The sequence below is a fragment of the uncultured Roseovarius sp. genome, from assembly GCF_947489715.1.
Taxonomy (GTDB): domain Bacteria; phylum Pseudomonadota; class Alphaproteobacteria; order Rhodobacterales; family Rhodobacteraceae; genus Roseovarius.
The window spans coordinates 357,516-381,307 of record NZ_CANLER010000001.1 but is presented as its reverse complement, the minus strand read 5'-3'; the positions used below and the strand labels follow the sequence as shown (position 1 = coordinate 381,307).

At 54.6% G+C, this 23,792-nt stretch carries 23 protein-coding genes; 11 read left to right on the top strand and 12 right to left on the bottom strand.

The features are described from left to right. Positions 1-6: 6 nt before the first annotated feature. Both Q1B27_RS01825 and Q1B27_RS01820 read right to left on the bottom strand, forming a co-directional pair. Positions 7-873, bottom strand: a complete 867-nt coding sequence (locus Q1B27_RS01825) for a polyprenyl synthetase family protein (protein WP_299842752.1) — start codon at positions 871-873, stop codon at positions 7-9. A 6-nt stretch (positions 874-879) separates the two neighbouring features. After that, entirely contained in the window at positions 880-1,122 is a 243-nt protein-coding gene (locus tag Q1B27_RS01820) for an exodeoxyribonuclease VII small subunit (protein WP_299842749.1), read from the bottom strand. Between the two features lie 102 nt (positions 1,123-1,224). On the opposite strand from Q1B27_RS01820, the gene Q1B27_RS01815 reads away from it, so the two are divergent. Next, the gene (locus Q1B27_RS01815) at positions 1,225-2,196 is read left to right on the top strand and encodes a phosphotransferase (RefSeq protein WP_299842746.1); all 972 of its coding nucleotides are present in this window, start codon (positions 1,225-1,227) and stop codon (positions 2,194-2,196) included. Here the strand turns inward: Q1B27_RS01815 and Q1B27_RS01810 are convergent. Then, entirely contained in the window at positions 2,193-3,752 is a 1,560-nt protein-coding gene (locus Q1B27_RS01810) for a helicase HerA-like domain-containing protein (RefSeq protein ID WP_299842743.1), read from the bottom strand. The two genes, Q1B27_RS01815 and Q1B27_RS01810, sit on opposite strands and share 4 nt — an antisense overlap. A 410-nt stretch (positions 3,753-4,162) precedes the next feature. On the opposite strand from Q1B27_RS01810, the gene Q1B27_RS01805 reads away from it, so the two are divergent. Further along, entirely contained in the window at positions 4,163-4,828 is a 666-nt protein-coding gene (locus Q1B27_RS01805) for an invasion associated locus B family protein (protein ID WP_299842741.1), read from the top strand. Between the two features lie 92 nt (positions 4,829-4,920). Here the strand turns inward: Q1B27_RS01805 and Q1B27_RS01800 are convergent, their stop codons facing one another. Genes Q1B27_RS01800 through Q1B27_RS01785 form a run of 4 tightly spaced genes read right to left on the bottom strand, consistent with a single transcriptional unit; the run spans position 4,921 to position 9,103 of the window. Next, on the bottom strand, positions 4,921-6,132 hold the full coding sequence (locus Q1B27_RS01800; protein ID WP_299842738.1) for a beta-ketoacyl synthase: 1,212 nt from the start codon (positions 6,130-6,132) through the stop codon (positions 4,921-4,923). After that, positions 6,129-6,386 carry an acyl carrier protein gene (locus Q1B27_RS01795; RefSeq protein WP_299842735.1) on the bottom strand — a complete coding sequence of 86 codons (258 nt, stop codon included), beginning with the start codon at positions 6,384-6,386 and terminating at the stop codon, positions 6,129-6,131. The genes Q1B27_RS01800 and Q1B27_RS01795 overlap by 4 nt, the downstream gene beginning before the upstream one ends. Before the next feature lie 33 nt (positions 6,387-6,419). Continuing rightward, positions 6,420-7,511: a UDP-3-O-(3-hydroxymyristoyl)glucosamine N-acyltransferase gene (gene lpxD / locus Q1B27_RS01790; protein WP_299842732.1), complete on the bottom strand. Its 1,092-nt coding sequence runs from the start codon at positions 7,509-7,511 to the stop codon at positions 6,420-6,422. Positions 7,512-7,537: 26 nt separating this feature from the next. Then, positions 7,538-9,103, bottom strand: coding sequence for a L,D-transpeptidase family protein (locus Q1B27_RS01785; protein ID WP_299844827.1), 1,566 nt, complete (start codon positions 9,101-9,103; stop codon positions 7,538-7,540). 373 nt (positions 9,104-9,476) lie between these two features. Here Q1B27_RS01785 and Q1B27_RS01780 point away from each other — a divergent pair, with 373 nt between their 5' ends. Continuing rightward, positions 9,477-10,046 carry a DUF882 domain-containing protein gene (locus Q1B27_RS01780; protein WP_299842730.1) on the top strand — a complete coding sequence of 190 codons (570 nt, stop codon included), beginning with the start codon at positions 9,477-9,479 and terminating at the stop codon, positions 10,044-10,046. 138 nt (positions 10,047-10,184) lie between these two features. On the opposite strand, the gene lipA is transcribed toward Q1B27_RS01780, so the two are convergent. Next, positions 10,185-11,132, bottom strand: a complete 948-nt coding sequence (gene lipA, locus Q1B27_RS01775; protein WP_299842727.1) for a lipoyl synthase — start codon at positions 11,130-11,132, stop codon at positions 10,185-10,187. Between the two features lie 290 nt (positions 11,133-11,422). Between lipA and Q1B27_RS01770 the strand changes: the two genes are divergently transcribed. Further along, positions 11,423-12,148 carry a VIT1/CCC1 transporter family protein gene (locus Q1B27_RS01770; protein WP_299842724.1) on the top strand — a complete coding sequence of 242 codons (726 nt, stop codon included), beginning with the start codon at positions 11,423-11,425 and terminating at the stop codon, positions 12,146-12,148. Positions 12,149-12,166: 18 nt separating this feature from the next. Here Q1B27_RS01770 and Q1B27_RS01765 read toward each other — a convergent pair whose 3' ends face one another. Continuing rightward, entirely contained in the window at positions 12,167-13,030 is an 864-nt protein-coding gene (locus Q1B27_RS01765; protein ID WP_367181317.1) for a DUF6456 domain-containing protein, read from the bottom strand. A gap of 498 nt (positions 13,031-13,528) precedes the next feature. Here Q1B27_RS01765 and Q1B27_RS01760 point away from each other — a divergent pair, with 498 nt between their 5' ends. Then, positions 13,529-13,846, top strand: a complete 318-nt coding sequence (locus Q1B27_RS01760; RefSeq protein WP_299842721.1) for a DUF6477 family protein — start codon at positions 13,529-13,531, stop codon at positions 13,844-13,846. Here the strand turns inward: Q1B27_RS01760 and Q1B27_RS01755 are convergent. Beyond that, the gene (locus tag Q1B27_RS01755; protein ID WP_299842718.1) at positions 13,839-15,383 is read right to left on the bottom strand and encodes a trimethylamine methyltransferase family protein; all 1,545 of its coding nucleotides are present in this window, start codon (positions 15,381-15,383) and stop codon (positions 13,839-13,841) included. The genes Q1B27_RS01760 and Q1B27_RS01755 overlap by 8 nt on opposite strands. 194 nt (positions 15,384-15,577) lie before the next feature. On the opposite strand from Q1B27_RS01755, the gene guaA reads away from it, so the two are divergent. The 4 genes from guaA (at position 15,578) to Q1B27_RS01735 (ending at position 20,214) form a co-directional block, all read left to right on the top strand. Further along, complete coding sequence (gene guaA / locus Q1B27_RS01750) at positions 15,578-17,149, top strand: glutamine-hydrolyzing GMP synthase (protein WP_299842715.1); 1,572 nt, start codon at positions 15,578-15,580, stop codon at positions 17,147-17,149. Further along, the gene (locus Q1B27_RS01745; RefSeq protein WP_299842712.1) at positions 17,140-18,021 is read left to right on the top strand and encodes a DMT family transporter; all 882 of its coding nucleotides are present in this window, start codon (positions 17,140-17,142) and stop codon (positions 18,019-18,021) included. Before guaA ends, Q1B27_RS01745 begins: the two co-directional genes overlap by 10 nt. Before the next feature lie 143 nt (positions 18,022-18,164). Then, the gene (locus tag Q1B27_RS01740) at positions 18,165-19,235 is read left to right on the top strand and encodes an outer membrane protein transport protein (RefSeq protein WP_299842709.1); all 1,071 of its coding nucleotides are present in this window, start codon (positions 18,165-18,167) and stop codon (positions 19,233-19,235) included. Between the two features lie 121 nt (positions 19,236-19,356). Beyond that, a complete protein-coding gene (locus tag Q1B27_RS01735) occupies positions 19,357-20,214 on the top strand; it encodes an ATPase (RefSeq protein WP_299842706.1) in 858 nt (285 codons plus the stop codon). A gap of 4 nt (positions 20,215-20,218) precedes the next feature. Here Q1B27_RS01735 and Q1B27_RS01730 read toward each other — a convergent pair whose 3' ends face one another. Together Q1B27_RS01730 and Q1B27_RS01725 are read right to left on the bottom strand one after the other, a co-directional pair. After that, positions 20,219-20,605 carry a hypothetical protein gene (locus Q1B27_RS01730; protein ID WP_299842703.1) on the bottom strand — a complete coding sequence of 129 codons (387 nt, stop codon included), beginning with the start codon at positions 20,603-20,605 and terminating at the stop codon, positions 20,219-20,221. Positions 20,606-20,629: 24 nt separating this feature from the next. Next, the gene (locus tag Q1B27_RS01725; protein ID WP_299842700.1) at positions 20,630-21,685 is read right to left on the bottom strand and encodes a hypothetical protein; all 1,056 of its coding nucleotides are present in this window, start codon (positions 21,683-21,685) and stop codon (positions 20,630-20,632) included. 139 nt (positions 21,686-21,824) lie between these two features. Between Q1B27_RS01725 and metA the strand changes: the two genes are divergently transcribed. Together metA and Q1B27_RS01715 are read left to right on the top strand one after the other, a co-directional pair. Further along, entirely contained in the window at positions 21,825-22,769 is a 945-nt protein-coding gene (gene metA / locus Q1B27_RS01720) for a homoserine O-succinyltransferase (protein ID WP_299842697.1), read from the top strand. Positions 22,770-22,772: 3 nt separating this feature from the next. Further along, the gene (locus tag Q1B27_RS01715) at positions 22,773-23,750 is read left to right on the top strand and encodes an alpha/beta hydrolase (RefSeq protein ID WP_299842694.1); all 978 of its coding nucleotides are present in this window, start codon (positions 22,773-22,775) and stop codon (positions 23,748-23,750) included. Positions 23,751-23,792: the final 42 nt, after the last annotated feature.

The window sequence follows — 23,792 nt, the reverse complement described above, 5'->3', positions numbered from 1 at the left end:
GTTTATTCACGTCTTTCGCGCAATAACGAAGCGCGCGATCTGCCGCAAGGTATCGGCATCTTTATCATAGACAGATAAGGCGTCACAGGCCTGGTCAACAAGGTGGGCAGCGCGGGTTTTTGCCGCATCCAGACCAAGAAGCGAGACAAAAGTGGCTTTTCCGGCGGCTGCATCTTTGCCGACAGCCTTTCCAGCAGCTTCCGCCGACCCGGTGACATCTATGACGTCATCCTGTATCTGAAACGCCAGACCAAGTGCGCGTGCATAAATTTGCATCGGGGTAATATCTGCGCCAGCCATGACCGCACCACTAGTGGCTGACCATTCGATCAGGGCACCGGTCTTTCCCGACTGCAACATCGTAATCTCTTCAAGCGTCAATGGCACATCCGCAGTTTCCGCCGCGATATCAAGAGCCTGCCCCAGAACCATCCCCTGTCCACCCGCCGCGCGTGCGAGCTTCAAGACCAGCTCCGCTCGCGCTTCGGGTGTTGCAGCACCGTCAGGATGAGCAACCAGCTCAAATGCCAGAGACTGCAATGCGTCACCAACCAGAACCGCCGTTGCCTGATCCCATTTCACATGCACGGTTGGCTGCCCCCGGCGCATGTCGTCGTCATCCATGCAGGGCAGATCATCATGCACAAGGCTGTAGGCGTGCATCGCTTCAATCCCTGTCGCGGGCCAGATGGATCTGTCGTCACTGACACCATGCAACCGCGCGCTTTCCATAACAAGCATCGCGCGCACGCGTTTTCCACCCAAAGTGGCGTATCGCATACCCTGTGCCACGTTCCCGCCCCCAAAAGGCGAAAGCACCATTTCCAAATGCGTTTTTATCCGCGAGGCGACATCGGCACGTCGGTCCTGCATCTCGCTTTACTGGCTGTCAACAGGCGTCGTGCCAGTGGGCTGGCCCTCCGCATCCAGTGTAATCGCGGCGACCTTTTCTTCTGCTTCTAGCAGTTTGGCCTCGCATCGTTTTTTTAGCTCAGCTCCACGTTCATAAAGTGTAATCGAGTCTTCCAACGCCACATCACCCCGCTCCAACTTGCCCACGACTTGTTCAAGTTCGCGCATCGCGACTTCGAAAGACATCTCGGAGATGGGCGTATCGGTCATTCTCAATTCCTGTCACTCGCAGATTTCCCGCGCACCATAACCTTGCCCGCATCCGGGTTCAATTCGGTTGACGCCCCAATTGCGCTGCGGGAAGGTAAGCCCATGTCAGATACCGATAAAATCCCCAGATTTCCCGATCTGTCAGCAATGATGCAGGTGACCCAGCAATTGGAAACTGCCCGCGCAATGGATCCAATGCTGAAAGAGGCGCAAGTGGGCGAATTGCTGCGCCTTGTCGCCGGTAAACGGGCCGTTGTCGAAGGTCGATTTCAGGGGCGCCCTGCCGTGTTTCGCCTTTGCCTTGATCCATCCAGCGACATGATCGCGCGGGAATGGGATGAGATGCAGCGCCTTTGGCCGCTCATGCAATCCAGCCGATATCGCGTAGCTGAACCTCTGCATCTGTCGTCAGAGAACCACCTCATGGTAGTTGAGCACGCAAGCGGCACCCCGTTGATGGAGCACCTCAATACTTGCGCTCCTTCTGATCGTCTCGCGATTTGGCCACCTATCGCAGCGTGGCTGCGCCATGCCATCGAGAGCACCGAAACCTGGCGGACAGAAGGGCATTCCGGCTGGCTGACACGGGCGGAACGCGCGGCAACCTCTCAACCCTTTCCAGAACTGCGGTCAGTTGAAGCAGCGATCCTTCTGGAGATCAAACGTATCGGCGCATTGTTTGAGGGCAGTGATTGGCGAACGGCCATCTGCCACGGCGACTATCATCCCAACAATCTGCTCATAGATGGTGCCCAACTCACTGCTGTTGACACGGGTGGTTCATCTAAACTGCCTATTTACAAGGACATGGCGCGGTTTTTGGTGCATCTGGCGCGCCGCGATATGTATCTCTCAGACGAGATACGATTTGGCGTCGATCAGCAAGGTATCATAGCTTTTGCACATGCATTCGACCTGACAGATACCGAAGAAAGCATGATCTTGCCCTTTATGATCGGAATCGAAACGCTGATCCGGGTCGAGGCAAAATCTCTGTCACCCGCCCGCGTCAAGAAGGCGTTGGCAATGTCCGAAGCCATGCTGGACGATTTGAGGCAGGTATCTCGCCTTTAGCGCCCCTTGAACAACCCGCCCAAAATCCCCCTGACGATGCGCCTTCCAGTTGTGCCTTTCAGCTCTTTCAGAACCACATTTGTCACTGCCTCGCCAAAGCTTTCACCAATTCCGGCGTCCCGCTTGCTATTACGACTGCGCGATGAAGAGCGAGACACTTTTATACCAGTGTACCGACGCCCTGCATTGAATTCGCGCTCGGCAGCAGATTGCTCTTCGGCCTTCACTTCGGCCTCTTCCGCCTCTTTTGCGGCTTCCTCAGCACGGGCGGCGAGGATTTCATAGGCAGATTTTCGGTCAACGGTTGCATCATACTTTCCAGCAACGGGCGAAGCTGCCATGACCGCCGCCCGTGTCGTCGCATCAATAGGCCCAAGCTTGGAGGATGGCGGACGGATCAATGTGCGTTCAACGATCCCCGGCACGCCCTTCTTCTGCAGCATGGATGTCACCGCCTCCCCCACGCCCACATCGCGGATGGCCTCAGCGGTCTCAAATCGAGCGTTCGGACGATAGGTTTCGGCGGCGCGCACCAGTGCTTTCTGATCGCGCGCCGTAAAAGCGCGCAGCGCATGCTGAAAGCGATTGCCGAGCTGTCCCAGAATATCCTCGGGAACATCATCCGGATTCTGGGTGATGAAATAGACACCAACCCCCTTGGACCGGATCAGGCGCGCGACTTGTTCGACCTTGTCGACCAGGGCCTTGGGCGCATCTTCAAACAGCAAATGTGCCTCGTCGAAAAAGAAGACAAGTTTGGGTTTGTCGGGATCACCCAGCTCGGGCAGAGTTTCGAAAAGCTCACTCAGCAACCAAAGCAGAAAGGTCGCGTAGAGGCGTGGAGCGCCCATCAACTTGTCTGATGACAGAATATTGATCCGCCCTCGACCGTCCGTATCTGTGCGCATCAGATCTTTCAGTTCAAGCGCGGGCTCTCCGAAGAACTTGGTGCCACCCTGGTTTTCAAGCACCAGCAATTGTCGTTGGATCGCGCCGACAGACTGTTTCGAGACATTGCCGTATCTAAGGGAAAGCTCCGCCCCATTCTGACCGACCCAGACTAGAAGCGCCTGTAAATCCTTCAGATCAAGCAACGGCATTCCCTGTTCATCGGCGACACGAAAGGCGATATTCATCACACCTTCCTGTGCCTCGCTCAATTCCAACAGACGCGACAAAAGCAGTGGCCCCATCTCGGCCACTGTCGTGCGCACTGGATGCCCCTGCTCTCCAAAAAGATCCCAGAACGTCACCGGAAAGCTATTGTAGCTGTAATCCGCAAGACCAATGGTTGTTGCACGTTTCGTAAAGGCTTCATGGAGTTTGAAATCAGCACTGCCAGTTGCCGCCAACCCTGAAAGATCACCCTTCACGTCAGAAAGGAAAACCGGCACGCCAGCCGCAGAAAACCCCTCTGCAAGGATTTGCAGCGTGACCGTTTTGCCGGTCCCGGTAGCCCCGGCAATAAGGCCGTGACGGTTGGCATAGCCCAGATTCAGGCCCTGTGCCTCGCCATATCCCTCGCCGCCACCACCTATAAATATCTGATTTTCCACGACTCTCACCCCCTGTCTTACTTTTTTCACGGTCTGAACATACTCGGTTAACACTTTACTGCCAGTATGAATCGCGACTCGGGGCCTTATGTCCTCTTGGCTTCGAGTGACTTCCTCCCTGTCAGACTGGCCGTGCCTTCGGGTACGGCCTTTTTTTGTCATAGATTTTTACATCTTAGCTGTTGACCGATGCAGTTATCTGCCCTAGCGTCCAAAACACAATAAGCCGGCCAGTCCGGCAGGGAGATACTTTAGAGAAGAGGCCATGCGGCCTCTTTTCGGTTTTTGGGGCATTACAATCGCAATAATCACGCGTCACCCCAATCCCGCGAATGTGATTTTGACCTGACACCCCGGCTGCATCATGCTAGAGCGCAGCGAATATGTAGTAACCATCAGATGGGGAAACGATGCCCAGACTATTGAATGCACTGCCATTGATTGCGGCGCTGACCCTAGGGGCCGCGCTTCACGCTCAGGAAACAGAGACGGCAGAACCGGAAGCCGAGGCCGAAGCACCCGCTCAGGCAGAAACTGAAACTGCTCCTGAATCGGCCGAAAACGAAACTACTCAGCCTGAATCATCCGAAGCGGAAGAGCTTGATATGGGTCAGGAAGTTGTCGAAGATCCAACCTATATCAAAGAAACATATGGCGATTGGCAGCTCAAGTGCTTCCGCAGTGAAGGTCAGGAAGATCTGTGTCAGATGTACCAATTACTGACAGAAGATGCGGGTAACCCGGTTGCCGAATTCAGCCTCTTCAAACTGCCTGAAAACGCGCAGGCAGCGGCTGGTGCGACAATCGTCGTTCCGCTGGGTACACTCCTAACCAAGGAGTTGTTGGTGTCAATTGACGGCGGTAAAGCAAAGAGCTTTGCCTATTCCTTTTGTAGCATGGTTGGCTGCTTTGCCCGTATCGGCCTTACAACCCCCGACCTTGACGCGTTCAAACGCGGCGCAAAAGCAAACCTTCAGATCGTGCCCGCTCAGGCGCCAGATCAAAAGGTCAACATCAATGTGTCGCTTAACGGTTTTACAGCCGCCTTTGAAAACGTCTCAACCGTTCAAAACTGATCAGATCCGGACTGAAAATACGACAACACCGCCTTTCGGGGCGGTGTTTTTTGTTTCGGCTTATCTGCCAGTCTATCGGTTTTTGACAGCCGCTAGGCAAAACGCTTCAGCGCCAGCACGGCATTCAAGCCACCAAAGGCAAAAGCGTTCGAAAGCGCTACATTGATCCTGGCCTCGCGCGCCTCATTCGGCACAACGTCCAGCGCACATTCGGGATCGGGCTCTTGATAGCCAATCGTGGGTGCAATCACACCATCGCGCAACGCCATAATGCAGGCCAGCAGTTCGACAGCGCCGGTGCCGCCGATGCAATGACCATGCATTGATTTGGTCGAAGATATCATCAGATTATCAGCGTGAGGGCCGAAAACATCTGCGACCGCGGCACATTCGGTCTTGTCATTGGCTGCAGTACCCGTGCCATGGGCATTGATATATCCAACTTCCTCAAGGTTGATCCGGGCATCGCTCAACGCGCCGCGCATCGCCCGTGCCGCCCCCTGCTTTGATGGCATGACAATATCGGACGCATCAGATGTCATGGCGAAACCGGCGACTTCTGCAAGAATTTCGGCGCCCCGTTTGCGAGCATGTTCATATTCTTCGAATACGAAAACCCCCGCACCTTCGCCCTGGACCATACCGTTGCGATTGGCCGAAAACGGACGGCACCCGTCCTTGGACATCACGCGCAACCCTTCCCACGCCTTGACGCCCCCAAAGCACAGCATGGATTCCGATCCGCCCGTGATCATCACCGGGGTCATACCGCCATGCACCATCTGAAAGGCCTGCGCCATCGCGTGATTGGAGGACGCGCAAGCGGTCGAAACGGTAAAACTGGGGCCCTTGAGGTTGAATTCCATCGACACATGCCCTGCTGCGGCATTATTCATCAGCTTGGGCACAACGAACGGATGTACACGGTTCTTGCCATCCTCGTACACCGAACGATAGTTTTCATCGAGCGTCGTCATGCCACCACCGGAATTGCCCAGAACGACGCCCGATCTGGCTGCCAATTCGCCCGAAAACTCCAGCCCGGACTGGGCAATGGCTTCCTGAGCGGCAATCAGTGTGAACTGGGTAAACCGGTCATAAAGCGCCAATTGCTGTCGGTTAAACCGTGTTTCAGCTTCATAACGCCGTACCTGCCCTCCGATCCGAATTGACAGACGTTCGACGTCGCGAAACTGCAAGTCACCGATGCCACAGTGTCCCTCGCGCATCGCCTCAAGGGTTTCGGGCACAGTGTGCCCAAGGGCATTGATTGTACCGGCCCCGGTAATGACAACCCGTTTCACGATTGCTCTTTCACCAGTTTTTCGATGCCCTTGATGATCGACGACACCGTCGAAATATCGAAGTCGCTTTCCTGAGGGGCATTAGCGTTGAACGGGATCGAGATATCGAATTCCTCTTCGATCGCAAAAATGCTCTCAACCAGACCTAGGCTATCTATTCCAAGGTCCTCAAGCGTGCTGTCCACGGTTACATCGGTGGTTTCCAGCACCGCCTGCTCGGCGATAATTCCGATGACACGATCCTTGATACTCATTCCTGTCGCCTTCCAGCTATGGTCGCGACTGATTTAGTCACTCGGGTGCGAGTTTGAAACCGTTTTCTTCAATTCTGCGACATCGGTAAAAAGCCTTTTGAGGCGGCGCATACCTTTGAACACTTCCATTGTTGTGTCCATTTTCATAGCCGGATACCCCAACATCACACGACCTTCAGGAATATTTGACAAAACGATCGTACCACCACCCGTGATCACGTTGTCGCCAATGAAAATATTGTCACTGACACCTGTTTGCCCGGCCAGAACCACATTGTTGCCAATGCGTGTCGATCCGGCGATACCGACATGACCACAGAGCAGACAATCATTTCCTATTTCGACGTTGTGGCCAATCATCACCAAGTTGTCGATCTTTGTGCCATTGCCAATGCGTGTGTCGCGGATCGTGCCCCGGTCAATGGTGCAATTCGATCCAAGCTCCACATCGTCACCGATGCTGACAGCCCCCAAACTGTGAATCCGGGTCCAGGCTTGCGATCGGGTATCGCCCTGATCACCAAGCGTCTTGCGGGCCTGTTCGACCGAGGATTTTTCCGGCGTGACGTAAGAAAAACCATCTCCGCCAACCACGGAGCCGGGTTGGGCGATGAACCGCTCGCCAATAACGACACGCGCACCAATCCGCACACCCTCGCGCAAAAAGCCCATCGTGCCGATTTGCGCATCCGTCCCGACAAAGCACTGTGGGCCGATCACCGTCCCTGCCCCAATTTTAGCACCGGCACCAATCACGGCCAAGGGTCCGATCGAAACACCTGACCCAAGTTCAGCGCTTTCATCCACAACCGCAGATGGATGAATGCCATCCGACCATCCCTGGCCAGGATCCATCATCGTGGTCAAGCCGGACATGGCGTAGCGCGGTCTGGGAGAGATGATCGCAGCCTCAAGCCCAAGAGATTGCCAATCCGCGCCATCCCAGACCATGGCGGCGCGGGCAGAACCTTTTGGCAGGCTGTCGGCGTATTCGGGCTTCATGGCCAAGGCAAGATCACGCGCCGTCGCATCCGCGGGCTCGGCCAAACCGTCAATCTGCATATCGACGGCGCCAAAGGCTTTAGCCCCAAGCGCCGACGCAATCTGTTCTATCGTGTAGGCCATGACACTCTCCTATTTCGGAGAGTGGTTTATCCCTGAACTCCGCGCAGTGAAACCCCTGCCTTGGACAGCGCACTCCAAATTTTCGCGTCCCGCCCATAAACGTCGCCGCGAAACTGCGTGCGGCCTTTGGCTTGGGTAAACGCGGTGCGGTACGTGATGTGCACCGGAACTGGTTTTTCCAGCTGCACTACAGTTTCCCGACCGGTATCCAGCTTGGCATGAAAGAAGTTTTTCGGGTCACGCTCCTGCTTCGACAACATCTCGTAAGCGAATTCGAACGGTTGGTGCAGACGGATGCACCCGTGACTGAAATCCCGCTTTTCGCGTGCGAACAGCTTCTTCTGCGGCGTGTCGTGCAGGTAGATGTTGTATTTGTTGGGGAACATGAATTTCACCAACCCAAGCGCATTGCGACGCGACGGTGGTTGCTTGATGTCAAACGGGAAGTTTCTTGCATTGAAGGCTGCGAAATTGACAGCCGAGCGGCTGACCTTGCGTCCGCGACCATCATAAAGCTGAAGATGGCCCGCCGCGTTTGGGTTCCGCTTCATCATCGGCAGGTATTCTTTCACAGCGATCGAACGCGGTACGTTCCAGGTTGGGTTGATAACCAAGAACTCCATCACATCGGAAAATTCGGGGCTGCGGCGATCGCTGACATTCTTGCCTACAACGGCGCGGGTCTGAAATGTTACCTTGTCTCCGTCAATGATGCGGGCACTGAAATCGGTCAGGTTGACCAAAACGTGCCGTTCACCTCGTGACCGGTTAAGCCAGCGCTCACGCTCCATCGCCACGATCACAGATTGTAACCGTGCCTGAACAGGCCGATTAATCTCGGTCATGGTGCCGGCTCCGGCCACACCATCGGGATTGAGGCCGTGATCAAGCTGGAACTGCTGGATCGCCTTTTGCATGTTAGCATCGTAGCTCTGACTGGAAGAACGCCGCATGTATCCCATCGAAATCAAACGATTTCGCAGAACAACCACCGCGTTGCCGCTGGCGCCGGGCTTCAGAGATTTCGCGGGTACTTTTTGCCCCCAACCACCTTGTCCAAGTAGTTTTTCCAGACGAATCTTCTCTTTCATCAAGCGCGCGTATTCGTTTGTCTGAGGCGGCAAGGCACGAAAGAAGTTGCGCGGGCTGCTTTTGGAAAAGGCGGTCAGATAGCTGGTTCGATTACGATAGGGAACCTTCCTTTTAATCCCGTCGTCGATACGTGACGGCACCAAAGCACCAGTCTGCATATCTCGCGCCAACTGAACGAAAGTCTTACTTAGCGCGACCTCCACCAGTCCCCGCTCGCGCGCAGAACGTGCTGCCTTCATCTGAGTCTTCAGCCCGTTAGCATCATACCTTGCGACCGGCAGGCCGTGCATATCGGCAGCCTCGATCGCTTTGAACAATTCCTGCCGACGCCGACGGTCCTTGCCACTATTTCCAGTCCAGATGCCCTGATACCCGTTGGACTGATAAAACGCCGCAAGATCACGGTCTTTTGCTGCGGCCTCGGCCACGGCCTGTTTGAAGCCTGTAACCTGCGCCTCGGCACCAGATGAACCAATGAGCGCCGCGAAAACGACCGCCATCGAAAACACAACGCTTCGTGCAAAATGTTTTTGCATCGCCAAAATCATACTTTTCCCCTTGAATTGCTCACGCGCAGAGTAAACTTGCTTGTCTATCCTTTGGATTGTCAAATTAAGTCCATTCAAATCTTTATCAGCGGGTTAATTCCGCTCTGAATTGCGGCCAAATCGCATCGGAATTTACACAAAATAAACACATTTACGGGTATTTGCGCAAGAATTCGCCGAAACTACTTGATAGTTACAATCTTCCACAAATCAGCCCTTGGTTGGTGATTCCGTTTATGTCATAAAACTCGCGCATCTGGGGATGAGATGGCAGGCCTGCTGAACGGCAGGTAAACAGGTAAGCGACGGGACAGGCGCTAACTATATGACGGAAAGTAACACAACGGGCATGACCCGACGTGGTGTGCTTGGTGCATTTGCAGCAACAGCAATTGTAGCAGCCCCAACCTATTCGAACGCAGCGGGATTTCTACGCGGTGGTGGCGATATACGCCGTATTCGCATGATGTCTCCCAGAACCGGCGAACGTCTTGACACAATCTACTGGATTGAAGGTGATTATATCAAAGACGCGGTCAAAGAGATTTCGATGTTCATGCGTGACTGGCGCACCAATGACATCAAACACATCGACATCCGAACCATTGATATTCTTGCCGCCAGCCACAACTTGCTGGATGTTAGTGAGCCCTACATGCTCCTTTCCGGATATCGCAGCCCAAAGACAAATTCGATGCTGCGCAGTCGCTCGCGTGGTGTTGCTAAGAATTCACGTCACATGAAGGGCGAAGCGGCAGACCTAAGGTTGTCTTCACGCTCTGTCAGCCAGATGTTCCGCGCGGCTGTCTCCTGCCACGCAGGCGGTGTTGGCAAATATTCGCGCAGTAATTTTGTGCACATGGATTGCGGCCCGGTACGCAGCTGGGGCGGTTGAACGCAGCTTCACCAACTATCTGAACGTCAAGAAGACACCGGTCGCGACAGCAGGCGGTGTTTTTGTGTTCCTCCCCCGTAATCCCCTTCAGGATCAGGCTCGCTGCCTCAGAATGTAAGGCAGCAAGCCCTGTCTCAATCAGGCGAATTTGGCATTTCGGGCAGCCTGGAGACGGGCGAAATCATCACCCGCATGGTAGGAAGACCGCGTCAGCGGCGACGCCGATACCATCAAAAACCCTTTGCCGTATGCTGCTTTCTCGTAGGCGGCAAATTCCTCGGGCGTGACGAAACGGTCAACGCGGTGATGTTTAGGGGTTGGCTGCAAATATTGACCGATTGTCAGAAAATCGATCCCGGCGGCTCGCATGTCATCCATGACCTGGTGCACCGACTGTCGGTCTTCGCCCAGACCCACCATGATGCCGGATTTGGTGAACGTCGTTGGGTCCAGTTCCTTGACCCTTTGCAGCAGTCTGAGTGAATGGAAATACCGCGCGCCAGGACGCACCTCGGGATAGAGGCCCGGCACTGTCTCTAGATTGTGATTGAACACATCCGGCTTGGCGTCGACCACAACCTCCAAAACCTTCGGGTCGCAGTTCAGGAAATCCGGGGTCAGAATTTCGATCGTGGTTTTCGGGCTGCGATGCCGGATGGCCCGAATTGTCTGGGCGAAATGCTCGGCGCCACCGTCCTTGACATCATCACGATCCACACTTGTCACAACCACATGGTTCAACCCAAGCTTTTGGACAGCGTCCGCCACCCGACCGGGTTCGAAGGCATCAAGTGCCTCGGGCGGCTTTCCGGTGGCGATGTTACAGAACGTGCAGGCACGGGTACAAACCTCACCCATGATCATCATCGTCGCATGACCCTGGCTCCAGCATTCGCCCACATTCGGGCAGCCCGCCTCTTCGCATACGGTGACCAACTTGTGTTCACGCATGATGTTACGGGTCTCAAAATACTCTTTGCTTGTCGGTGCCTTTACCCTGATCCAATCCGGCTTGCGCGGTTGCGCATTATCAGGACGGTGGGCTTTTTCCGGATGACGCTGTTCAGGTACTTTGAGATCACGCACGAATTTTTCCCCGCGAATGGTTTGGTAACACCTCCTATCTATACTTAACGGTGGTGGGAAGTACCAGTTCTGCAAAGCTGCCATGCAGGCCAAGCAGATTATTAACCAGTGCCCACCACTTAAAGAGTGCGCTGTTGTTCGTACGGCTCGTGTCTCATGGGGGGCGCGGGCCGTTTTTTTTGTTGAGCGTCTAAAAATACCTAAAATTCTAGCTTCATATCTGTGCTTTCAACAAAGTTGAGAGCGCCTTATTCTAATTCCGCAGGTCAACATGAAAGGCCCGAAATACGATGGATTGGCAGGCGCACCGCCGCGAGGCGCACGCCCTAGGGCGTACTCAGGAATTCCTGAAGCAGATCGTCTATGGCGGAAATGATGGGATCGTCACGACATTCGCAATCGTCGCCGGATTTGCCGGTGCAGCAGCTGATGGTGTAGCGCAAATTGGCGGTCTTGCGGTATTGGTCTTTGGCCTGGCCAATCTTTTTGCCGACGCTATCAGCATGGGTTTAGGCGAGTTTCTTTCCTTGCGTTCACAACATGATCTCTATCGCACAAGACGCGAAAGTGAGTTGAACGAGATCATTCGCAACCCACAGCAAGAGCAGATGGAATTGTTTGAAATCCTGCGCCAGCGCGGCCTGCCTGCGGGAGAGGCCGATACGACAGCCGCCATTCTGGCCCGTCACCCCGAAATCATGGCCGATCTGATGATGACGTATGAATTTGGAATGCAAGATCCGGATGAAGAAAGCCCGGTCCTCAACGGTTTCTTCACTTTCGGGTCCTTCGTACTTTTTGGAGCCGTTCCGTTGATGCCCTATTTCATTTATGAGCCTACCGACAGGACCTTCGCCCTGTCGCTAGCGACAACATTCATGGCGCTCGTGGCGTTAGGGCTGCTTCGCTGGAACGCTACCGGAGAAAAGCTGATACGCACCGTGGGCGAAACCGTACTGGTGGGCACGGTTTGCGCCGCTGTTGCATATTTCGTCGGATGGATCGTGGGTGGCTAGTTTGCTTATGATACCGGATCAGCCAATCAGCCCGCCAGCATCACCCAATTCATCATAATGCCGCTTCAGCCTTTGCAACGCGATACGCAACACGATCTTGCCCGACCTTGCCGACCAGCCCATACGCTTTTCAGCACGCTCCAAACCTTCCAGGTAGCAGCAGCAACGCAAGGCCACATCGCCCAGCCCAGGGCCCAGATCGCGTAATGCACCGGTGACACGTATACGCGCGGCTTCTGCACCTCGGGCGGAGCCGTCAAGCGGCGCAACCGCACGTTCAGTGTTGGTCAGAAATTTATCCCAGTTGCTTTCTTTTCGAGGACCCATCTGGGCCAACTCGAAATCCTCGCGCAAGCGCTCTCCTGCCCGTACCAGATCATTTGACAAAAACGGCTGCCCATCGCGATCCTTGCGGCGGGCAAGAGCAGAAAGCGGCGTTTCTGCCATGTTATAGCGCACGCGTTTTGAACGATCGATAACTTCTTCAGCGGCCTCGACCGCATCTCTGTCCGCGTCTGGCCCTTCAAAGGGCGCTTGCGCGTCAGCAAATCCCAGAGCCTTGTTTTCAGCTTCTGCCAACATCATGTTCAGCGCCGACCGACCTGATCGAGTGATGTGATAGCGTGCAATACGTCCCGGCGCATCGCAGGAAATCCATTCCTTCAGCGCCATCGCCTCTGCCACCTCGCGGTCGACAATACCCGTTCTTACCGACTGCCCGGCGTCGGCCTCGCGCACAACAACCGCCTTGTCCATCTCGGCAGCGACGGCCAACACAGCCCCGGTCTCACATAAGTTGCGCAAGATGCGCCTACTTTCCTCTTTCAGACGTGCGTCCGAAAGGGTTTCTTCTTCGATCTCGATCTTTTGTACAGCGTTCATCTTGCTCTCCATGAAGGGAGAACCGGTGTTCTTCACCCTATAATACTTGCGGCCCAATCGACGTAACGCCTGGTCGACCAACAAATCATCGCGGCGTGTTTCAAAACTACGGATCTGACGCAGGATAGTTGAGGCGTGACACCCCGCATCGCGAGCCAGAGCACGAATGGAAGCCCCGGTTTCAGTGTGCAAAAGGTAATGGAATGCAGACTCAGGCAGCCATGCAGGCAGCTCATCCAAGCTATCCGTCGACCGTAAATCCTGCCCCAATTCCTGCCCTCTACCCAATGCGAAACCCAACTTTTCCACCGTGTATCCACAGTTTTACACAACCTAGGCGAGTAATTATTACCGGTTCGTTAATTGTTGCGAACTTTCCAAGCATTGTTTCCAGGGTGTGAACAATTGTGAATAGCTACGAACGGCGGATTTACGCCGAACGCAACACCCGCTTTGGTTGTGCGAACAATGTTTCGACTCAAATTGGGGAGAGCCACAATGAATGACTTACTGATGAAACTCGATACGCTGAAGCGCCCGCGCCTTCTGATCCGTGCTGCCCGTATAGGCATGGCTGAATATCGCCGCGACGTCCATCTGCGACGGCATCTGGGTCAGGGGCCGCTGCCACGTAGCGGCGCCGCTCTGGCCCGGCTGGTCGAGATTGAATCAGGTCTTAATGAACAACGGCGCGAACGCGACGCTGGTTATTCATCCGTCAAACATGTTGATCTTTTGATCGCGATGATGGGCGAGGCTCGCATCATGCGTGCCGCGCACACCAACATCGCCCCATTGCGGAAATACGTCAGGTAAACGCATCCGGCATTGAGGATTTCTTCTCAGCCACATAGGCGTTCAGCGCTTCGGCGGTCGCCGGATCAAGCGCAGGCTGCTGATAGTTATTCAGCAGAAATTCGACCCGATTGGTCGCCAGTTTGTAGGTATCGCGTTCGCCTTCGTCCGCCCATGTTTCAAAGGGTTTGTAGTCAAACAGGTTTGATTTCCAGAACGCTGACTTGAAGTTTTCCTGGGTGTGGGCGCACCCGAGATAATGGCCCCCCGGCCCTACTTCCCGGATCGCATCCATCGCCTGCCCGTTTTCGTCCACCTGAATGCCTTTTGCCAAGTGATGCAAAACGCCGAGCTGGTCAGCGTCCATGACGAATTTTTCAAAATCTGCCACCAGACCACCTTCCAGCCAGCCGCAGGAATGCAGCATAAAGTTCACGCCAGCCATCAATCCCATATTCAGGCTGTTTGCGGTCTCATAGGCTGCTTGCGCATCCGGCAATTTCGAGCCACAGAAAGATCCCGCGGACCGGAATGGTAGGTTTAGCCGCCGCGCCAATTGCCCGGCACCGTAGGTGACCAGCGATGCTTCGGGCGTACCGAATGTTGGCGCCCCTGATCCCATGTCAATCGAACTTACAAAAGCTCCAAAAATTGCCGGCGCGCCCGGACGTACCAACTGGTTATAGGCGATACCGGCCATAACCTCTGCCAAGACCTGCGTCAGCGTTCCGGCGACCGAAACAGGTGCCATCGCGCCTCCAACAATAAAGGGAGAGATGATGCAAGCCTGATTGTTTTGGGCATACACTTCCAACGCCCCCATCATCACGTCGTCGAAGGTCATCGGCGAGTTGATGTTCGTAAGCGACGTCATAACGGTATTCTGCTGCACGAACTCCTCACCGAAAAGGATACCGCACATGTCAACACTGTCCTGCGCCCGACTGGGGTCAGTCACCGACCCCATGAACGGTTTATCGCTGAGCGTCATATGCGATAGAAGCATGTCGAGATGGCGTTTATTCACCGGGATATCGGTTGGTTCACACACTGTACCGCCGGAATGGTGAAGCCATTTCGACATGTAGGCCAGTTTCACGAACTTGTTGAAATCATCCATGGTCGCATAGCGGCGGCCGCCTTGCGCATCACGAACGAAGGGCGGTCCATAAACCGGCGCCAATACCAGGTTTTTTCCTCCGATCACCACCGATTTTTCGGGATCGCGGGCCTGCTGCGTGAACTCTGACGGTGCTGTCGAACACAACTTTCGTGCCAATCCACGCGGGAGGCGCACGCGCTCACCGTCCACATCGGCTCCGGCATTGCGCCAACGCTCTAATGCGGCGGGGTTGTCGACGAAATTGACACCGACTTCTGCCAGGATCGTCTCCGCATTCGCCTCAATGATCTCAAGCGCTTCTTCATTCAGAACCTCGAAGTTCGGGATGTTGCGCTCGATATATTTCGCAGTCTCGATCGTGACGGCGGTCCGTTCCGCCCGGCGGGCGGCGCCGCCTCCACCACGTCCACGTCTGCGGGCTGATGCTTCGGCCATATGTCTTACCCTTGTCTTGCAAAGCACCCACATCGGGCGCGGATTTATGTATTTTTATCTCAGCCTCGGGAGATATCGCAGAAGAATTGCGCCCTCTCAGACGGGAAAACGACATTGCGCACCGTTGCATATGATTTTGCACAAGTGCATGCGAAGTCTTGCGTAAACCCTGCCCTTGTCCTACGAGGCGAGGCATGAGCAAGATATCCCATGACCGCCTTTTGATCGTTGATTTCGGTAGTCAGGTGACACAGCTGATAGCCCGTCGCCTGCGAGAACTGAATGTCTACTGCGAAATCCATCCCTACCAAAACGTCACCGACGATTTCCTGAAGGATTTTGCACCAAAGGCCATCATCTTTTCAGGCGGCCCCGACTCGGTCATGCGCGACGGCAGCCCGCGTCCACCCCGCAGCGCCTATGAGATGGGCATGCCGATTCTTGGTATCTGCTACGGTCAGCAAGTGATGATGCATGATTTGGGTGGCAAGGTTGAGGTTGGTGAAAATGCTACCGCAGAATTTGGCCGCGCATATGTTACCCCCTCGGCATCGCAAACTGGCTTACTGAACGGCTGGTTTTTAGATGGCACGGGCCGTGAACAAGTCTGGATGAGCCACGGCGATCACGTCAGTGAAATTGCCCCGGGGTTTGAGGTTTATGGCACTTCCCCCGGCGCGCCTTTTGCCATCACCGGCGATGCATCCAGAAGATTTTATGCGGTACAATTCCACCCTGAGGTGCATCACACGCCTAACGGCAAGACGCTTTACGAAAACTTCGTACGCGCCGCCGGGTTTTCTGGTGATTGGACAATGGGTGCATACCGCGAAGAAGCGATCCGCAAAATTCGCGAACAGGTCGGCGACAAACAGGTCATCTGCGGACTGTCAGGCGGGGTCGACAGTTCGGTCGCGGCCGTTCTGATACACGAGGCCATCGGCGATCAGTTGACCTGCGTTTTCGTGGACCACGGGCTTTTGCGCCAAAACGAAGCGGATGAGGTCATTGGCATGTTCCGCGACCACTATAACATCCCTTTGATTCATGCCGATGAATCCGATCTGTTTTTAGGTGAACTTGACGGTGTAAGCGACCCGGAAACCAAAAGAAAAATCATTGGCAAGCTTTTTATCGACGTCTTCCAAAAACATGCCAATTCGATTGATGGCGCAGAATTTCTGGCGCAGGGAACCTTGTATCCCGACGTCATCGAATCCGTCAGTTTTTCCGGTGGACCGTCAGTGACCATCAAATCCCATCACAATGTCGGTGGGTTGCCGGAAAAGATGGGGTTGAAGCTGGTCGAACCTCTTCGCGAGTTGTTCAAGGATGAAGTTCGCGCTCTTGGCCGTGAACTCGGTCTTCCCGAGAGCTTCATTGGGCGCCATCCCTTCCCCGGCCCCGGTCTGGCGATCCGTTGCCCAGGTGAGATCACGCGTGAAAAGCTTGAGATTCTGCGCAAAGCTGATGCCGTTTACATAGACCAGATCCGCAAACACGGTCTTTACGATGAAATCTGGCAGGCCTTCGTCGCCATTCTTCCTGTACGTACCGTGGGCGTGATGGGCGATGGGCGCACATATGATTTCGCCTGTGCACTACGCGCGGTAACCTCGGTCGATGGCATGACCGCTGACTACTATCCGTTCAGCCATGACTTCCTTGGCGAAACGGCAACCCGGATCATCAACGAAGTCAAAGGCATCAATCGCGTGACTTACGACATCACGTCGAAACCGCCTGGCACAATCGAGTGGGAGTAGTCCCGCAAACTGAAAGCGCCAATATTCTGCGGGCCGCGATCTGGATGATCGGGGCAATTGTCTCGTTCACGCTGATGGCTATTGCTGGGCGGGCGATCAGTTTCGAACTCGATACGTTCGAGATCATGATGTATCGTAGCCTGGTTGGCGTTTTGATCATAACCGCGTTGCTTTCACTTACCGCAAAATGGCATCAGGTCGAACGGGCGCATACGGGATTGCACCTTATTCGAAACGTCTGCCATTTCGCCGGGCAAAACCTGTGGTTTTATGCCCTTGCGGCCATTCCACTGGCACAGGTCTTCGCGCTTGAATTCACGTCACCTCTTTGGGTGCTTGTCCTCTCGCCGCTGGTTTTGGGCGAGAGGCTTACGCGCATCCGTTCGCTATCTGCCATATTGGGATTTATCGGTATCCTGATCGTGGCGCGCCCCAGCCCTGATACTGTCAATGCCGGCACGTTGGCAGCCGCAACTGCCGCCATCGGATTTGCCGGCGCGATCATGTTCACGAAAAAGCTTACGCGTTTAACAACCCTAGCCAGTATTCTGTTCTACATGACCGTAACACAGGCGGTGTTCGGCCTGATCTGCGCCGGTATTGACGGTGATATCACTCTACCCTCACTCGTTTCGCTGCCCTGGCTGATAATCATCGGCTGTGGCGGCTTGATGGCGCATTTCTGTATCACCAAGGCGCTTTCTATTGCGCCTGCCACCGTCGTCACGCCGGTCGATTTCGCCCGTCTGCCTGTGATCGCGGTCATCGGTTTTGTCTTTTACAACGAACCAATTGATACGTTGGTCATTTTAGGGGCAGTGGTCATCTTTGGTGCGAACTATCTTAATATCTGGTCAGAAACACGAAAATAGGCCACGTTCAACAAAAATTCCCGTTAAAAGTGTGGCGCTGAAAGCACCTGAAAAAATCGTCTTAAATGTGACGCGGCGTTAGTATTTGACGATTTCGTGATAGCCTATAACGATCCCTCATATGTTTTTGGAGGAGAGGGAACATGAGGAAACACGCACTGGCAGCCACCGCGCTGACCATCGCCGCAACTGGCGTCGCCCACGCCGGCGGTATCATGCGAGATGGGGATCGCTCGCAGATCTTGTTCGAAGAGGGCAAGAACTATCTGGAATTTAGCGCGGCAACGGTTAACCCCAATGTCAGCGGCTCGTTGCTGGGTGGCAGATTGGGATCTGGCAATATCCAGAAGACGTATCAGAACTACGCGTTGGGATATAAGCACCAGTATAACGACAAGCTCAGCTTTGCCCTTATCGCCAATGATCCCGTTGGTGCCGACGTATCCTATACGGCTGGTACCCCTTACCCGTTTTCCGGCTCTAACGCCGAGGTCGACTCGCTGGCGATCACGGGCCTTGTAAAATACAATTTCTCGGAGCGTTTCAGCGCCTATGGTGGCCTGCGCGTGCAGAGCCTTACAGGCAGCCTGAACATCCTAACCGTTGGCCTGCCCCTGCCCGCCACATACAGCCTGAACGTCGATCAGGACTGGCGCACCGGGTACGTTCTGGGTGCCGCCTACCAGATTCCGGAAATAGCGATGAAAATTGCGCTGACCTACGAATCCGAAATTGAACATAGCTTTATCGACAACAACGGCACGCCGTTCGATGTAGCGATTCCACAGGCCTTTACCCTTCACGCCCAAAGCGGCATCGCCAAAGACACACTGCTCTTTGGTTCGGTGCGTTGGCAGGAATGGACCGAGTTCCAAATCAGACCGCTGGATTTCCTGGGTGGCGCTGTAGCCATTGCCAGCGAACCATCGGACATCTGGACCTATGAGGTTGGCGTTGGCCGCCGCTTCTCCGAGAACTGGTCGGGCGCGTTGACTCTTGGTTACGAAGAAGATCAGGGCGATACCGTTGGCAACCTCTCGGGTAAGGACGGCTTCACCAGCTATGGCATCGCGATGAAATACGAAACCGAATCTTGGGAAGTGACCACCGGCATCAAATATTTTGACATCGGCGGCGCGCGCACAAGCATTGGCGCAAACTTCACCGACAACGATGCAATTGCTGCGGGCGTCAAGGTTGGCTTCCGCTTCTGATTATCGTTTGACGATTCTGCAAAAACCCGTCCCTCGCAGGGCGGGTTTTTTCTTTTCTGTATGACCTTATGGTTTGACCCGCAACGCCCCGCTTTGTACCAACAGCCAAAGGGGACAGGCGATGATTTACAAAAGTGCTGAGGATTGGCTGAAGTCACCGCACAAGCGTGTGCTGTTCTATGGCATGTCTGGTCTGGGCAAGACTCATCTTTCGAACATGTTGCGGGCACAAGGTTCGTGGTTTCACTATTCGATCGACTATCGCATCGGTACCCGCTACATGGGCGAACTGATAGCGGATAATGCCAAGTCCCACGCCATGCAAGTGCCATTTCTGCGTGAACTCTTGCTGACAGATTCGATCTATATCGGCTCAAATATCACCTTCAACAACCTCGCCCCTGTCTCGACCTATTTGGGCAAGCCGGGCGATCCGGCGAAAGGTGGATTGCCGATTGCCGACTACCAACATCGTCAGGAACAGTTCCGCTCGGCTGAAATTGCCGCTTTGCGCGACACCGCCCATTTCATCGACCGCGCGCAATCACTCTATGGGTATCCGAATTTCATTTGCGATACCGGTGGGTCGATCTGCGAATGGGTGGATGGAAATGATCCGGATGACGATCTGCTCAACGAACTGTCACAACACTGTTTGCTGATCCGTATCGAAGGCAGCGAAGAGCACACCCAGGAGCTTATCCGCCGTTTCGACAAAGCACCCAAACCGATGGCATATCAACCCGAATTTCTGGAGGCATCGTGGCAGGAATATCTTCACGAAAACAAATGTCCTGCGGATAAAGTAGACCCGAATTCCTTCATCCGCTGGACCTATGCGCGCGCGCTTGCCCATCGCAAACCCCGGTACGAGGCTATGGTCCCTTGGGGCGTCAGCGTAACCGCCGATGCGGTTGCGCAAATTCAATCCGCAGAGGCGTTTGAAACACTGATCGCGTCGGCCATCGACGCGCTTTAGCGTGTTATCGCAGTATTTTTTTAAGGGCACCCAATAAATCGGAAAGAAAGCCCGCTGCTTTTGCAAACTGATCAATCGTTTTCTTTACCCGGCGCATCTCGTCGACAAATTTGAATGCCTGATCTGCCGCCGACCTCAATACACTTCTGGTACGCTTCAGTTCTTCGACACTCGTGATCTGGTTGGCAATCAGTTCAAGCGCTTTGTCGTAATCCTCACGCATTTTTCGGCGCACATTGTTCAGCTTGGTATGCCCCGCGCGATCACGCTTGAACCGCAGCCTGATCAAATCGGCCTCAATCTCTCCATAGATTTTTGAAAAATGTCCGCGCAGCACCCTCACGGTCTGCATCAAACGCTCAAATTCACGGTCAAACTCCCTTGTCGCCATTTCATTCCTCCTAAAATAAAAATTCTAATTTGATGCCAATGCTTTAACCGCTTTTGACAGTTCATCAATGCGGTCATTCGCACGCGTCAGTTCCTTGATAGACGCCCGCGTACTCAGGCTTTCAACAATCGCACGGTGACCTAGCCCGATATCTGAATAAATTCTGAAATGGGCCGATTTGTCAGCATCGGCCAAAGCAGCATAGGCCTTGTCAATTCGGGCAAGCCCGGCCTCGGTACCGCCATCGAAGTCGCTAAGACCTTCCTGAAATTCATCCGCCAATGGTCCCAACGCTCCTTTTTCGCGCTGAAACGTCAATGTCGCCAGTTGCACCGTCGCTTTTTGGACAAATGGATCGGCATATTCGACAATATTTCGCAGGCGTCGATAGCGCGCTGCCTCTGCTGTTTCTCGTGCACCGATCGACAGCAAAGACCCAACAACAGTCCGTTTTGGGGCCGCTGTACCCTCCGCCGCAGCCACAGCACGCACAGTATCACTCAACCCCGCTGCGGCGCTAAACGCCTTGGAGGTGGATTTACCGATTTCCCCTGGCAAAGTGCTTTCTGCCAGTGTTTTCAATCCGGACGCATATTGCTCGAGATCCCGAACAATCTTGAGCGTCAGATGTTCCCGTAACAAAGCCTTGTTACGTGTGGGTGCCACGATATCTGCTGCTTCTTGCTTTGCAAGCGGGTCAAACATCGTTGCAACGACTTGACCCTTTTCATTTTTCGGCACCAGCTTGCACGCCGCTTTGAAACGTGGAGGGGCAGTGGCCAGCGACGGGTAGGTATAGGAACACGCTTCGGGATTGTTGGTTGTATAGACTGCGTTGACCGCAGCAAGATCAACCCGCCGCGCTGCCGCGACCCTTTCCGGAAGGCCACGTTTTCGGGCCGCCTTACGGTCCTTTTTTGCAATGGTTTCCACCGCACCGCCGAATGCCGCAATATCAGGGGTGACTTTGTTTGTACTGCACCCCATCAACAAAATTCCGATGAGAGATACGGAAAGCCCAAGCTTTACCATTAATTGTCTCCTCAAAAAAATTAACCAGTATAGATAGAAAAATAACATTGTTCCGGCGAAAAGTCACATTTCTCCCGGGGGCCTTTCGACCTTGCTACCGGCAGATTTTTGGACCCGCCGCAATCCCGCTGGAATTTCAGAAAAAAACGACCTATTTGTGCGGCTCAACCGTTCAGGACGATATCCAATGCCCATCAAGATCCCTGCCAACCTTCCCGCCTACGATGTGCTGACGCGCGAAGGTGTCATGGTAATGGACGAAGACCAGGCTGATCGGCAGGATATTCGCCCGCTACGCATCGGGTTGCTGAACCTGATGCCCAAGAAGATTCAGACCGAAAACCAGTTCGCCCGGCTGATCGGGGCGACACCCTTGCAAATCGAGCTTAGCCTCATCCGGATGAGTGAACACCGCACTCGCAACACTGCGGCCGCGCATATGGCAAGCTTCTACCGCCCCTTCTCGGAAGTGATTGAGAGTAATGAGAAATTCGATGGGCTGCTGATTACGGGCGCTCCGATAGAACATCTGGAATTCAACAAAGTCACCTATTGGAACGAGTTGCGCCAGGTCTTTGACTGGACCCAGACGCATGTGCATTCCACCTTTGGCGTTTGCTGGGGCGGCATGGGCATGATCAACCACTTCCACGGCGTCAAGAAACACATGCTGCCGCACAAAGCCTTTGGCTGCTTCCGCCATCGCAACATGGAATCGTCTTCGCCCTATCTGCGAGGGTTTTCCGACGATTGCGTTATACCTGTCAGTCGGTGGACCGAGATGCGTCAGCCCGAGATCGACGCTGCCAACGGTCTGAACACGCTTCTTTTCAGTGATGAAGTGGGCCCATGCCTGGTCGAAGATCCCCGTCACCGGGCACTTTATATCTTCAACCACCTTGAATATGACAGCGACACACTAAAACAAGAGTATGACCGTGATGTTGAAAACGGCACTCCGATTAATGTGCCCTGTAACTATTACCCTGGCGACGATCCCAACCAGCCGCCACAGAACCGTTGGCGCAGCCATGCCCATCTCCTCTATGGCAACTGGATTTCCGAGATTTACGAAACAACGCCCTTCGACATTTCCAGAATCGGGTTGGAACGCACTGACTTGCGAGCCTGAGACATGAGCCTCGTGCTGAAAGCCTCCCTCCTCCTGCTGGTCGCCCTGATCGCAGGATGTTCTGTGTTGGCTGAAAAACGCGAAACCTCGGCACGCAAGACCTATCCACCGATCGGGCAATTCGTTGACGTGGATGGCACCCGCGTACACGTTTGGGTCAAAGGAACCGGACCTGACCTGGTCTTGATCCACGGGGCCGGCGGCAACCTGCGCGATTTCACCTTTGCGTTGGCAGAGCAACTGACAGACCGATATCGCGTCTTTGCCTTTGATCGCCCCGGTCATGGTTGGACAGATCGGTTGCCCGGTTATGGTGGGCTGGGCAATACCAAAGGTGAAAGCCCCCTGGAACAAGCAGCGTTGCTGCAAAAGGCAGCTGACATTCTGGGCGTCAAACGCCCCGTCGTCGTAGGCCACTCCTATGGCGGTGCGGTCACGTTGGCCTGGGGTTTGAACCGGCCTGAAGATACCGCTGCCTTGGTTACACTTGGCGGCGTATCAAACCCCTGGCCCGGCGATCTGGACAGGCTTTACACCGTGACAAGTTCCGCCATTGGCGGTGCCACCGTTGTGCCTCTGATCACTGCGTTCGCGCCCGAAGCGCGTATTGAGAATGCGTTGGCCTCGATCTTTAGTCCGCAAAACCCTCCCGAGGGTTACATTGATTACATCGGCACGGATCTCAGCCTTCGCCGGGGCGCTCTGCGTGCCAATGGCCAGCAGGTAAACAGTTTGCGCCCGCATATCGTGAAAATGGAAAAACGCTATGCGGATACGCTGACCATGCCGATCGAGATCGTGCATGGCACCGCCGATACGACCGTTCCGATCAACGTTCATGCTGAAAAACTGATAACGCAGGTCGCTGGCGCACGCCTCGCGCGACTTAAAGGCGTCGGTCACATGCCGCAACACGCCAATGCCAGCGAGGTGCTGGCTGCGATTGATCGCGCGGCCACTCGCGCTGGTGTGCGCCCCTGATTGCACCCCGGGCCCTGACCCGCCATAGTACCCAGAAAGCAG